Source organism: Mycobacterium sp. TH-M82 (assembly GCF_057473605.1).
The window spans coordinates 1-1,253 of the sequence record NZ_JBYCKY010000799.1 but is presented as its reverse complement, the minus strand read 5'-3'; the positions used below and the strand labels follow the sequence as shown (position 1 = coordinate 1,253).

Below are 1,253 nucleotides of genomic sequence, written 5' to 3'. Positions count from 1 at the left end.
CCGCCAAACCAGCCACCAACGATCAAGCCCCCAACACCAACGCCCGGGGCCAAAATTCATGCAGAACAGTGGGGCCAAATCACTTGACGAAACGCATCCCGGCAAGGTGCATCGGGGCATTTCGCTACTTCTCTTCCCGGCCCGCCGCTGACGGGCCATCGGTGGGCTGCCTGCCGCTGACAGGCGATCTATCGGTGATGGGCAAAAAGAAGAGCCCCGGCCATCAGGCCGAGGCGGGAGGAAGCTCAACTCTCGGAGCGGAGATACGGGGAATGGCTGACCCCTTTGGGACTCCGAGAGGAGGGACGCGGCTCAGGGCTCACGTCCGAGGAGACCGCCCCACACGGTCTCCAAGTCAGTCGGTCGACGGGAGGAGAGGTTCCATCGACCGCTGATTGCGGCGCTCTAGGCGGGATCGCCGCCGAGCTGCTCGCAAGTCTGGGGAGAGGGCTTACCCCTCCATGAACTAGATACGTGTAATTCCTTGACGGCCACCGCGAGCTGCGGTGCCACGTAGCCTTCCACAATGTAGGAAGGTGACACCTTGACAGCCATCCACTATGTAGGAAGGTGTTACCCACTCAACCTGTAGATACGTGACACCTTGACAGCCACCTTCCGGGGTGGCGTTAGCCCCTCATAAGGTATATACGTGCGAATTCCTTGACAGCCACCCTGGCGAGTGGCGTGGATCACGCGTTCATGGCTTCCGGGCCGTCAGGCCCCTCATAATGTAGGAAGGCGTCTGCACTTGACAGCCACCGGGGCGCGGTGGCGTTACCCCTCCACTACATAGATACGCGTCTGCGGCTGGCAGCGCCCTGTCGCAGTGTTACCGCCCGTCCTCGGTGTCGGCTGCCTCAGCGCGCCGGCCGGCCTCGTCCAGGCCGTCGAAGTACCGCTGCAGCTCAGGGGTCATCGGCGGCAGGATGCAGACGAACCCGGCATCCTGCAGTTCTTCCCATGTGAGGTGCCGGGCAGGTTCCTCGTCCTGGTCTGGCATAGGCACATAGTCACAGGCCGAACCGGACCCGCACAACATCGGCGATTACCGGTGCCGGATCTGGAACAGCATGTCGTCGCACAGCGGGTCTGTGCAGTGGTTGCCGGGGCCTCCGTCGTGGCTCGGCTCGTCGCAGAGGGCGGCGGCAACCGACTCTAGGTGGCTGGTGTCGAACGGCCATTGTGGGGGCGCTGGTTGACCGGTCGGGCTATTGGGCGATGCTCGTGTGGTCGTGAGCGGTTCCTAGCTC

The 1,253-nt window shown here is 63.2% G+C and carries 1 protein-coding gene; it reads right to left on the bottom strand.

Going from position 1 to position 1,253, the window contains the following annotated elements:
- Positions 1–832: 832 nt before the first annotated feature.
- A complete protein-coding gene (locus AC2VON_RS23605) occupies positions 833–1,003 on the bottom strand; it encodes a hypothetical protein (RefSeq protein ID WP_486955020.1) in 171 nt (56 codons plus the stop codon).
- Between the last annotated feature and the right edge of the window lie 250 nt (positions 1,004–1,253).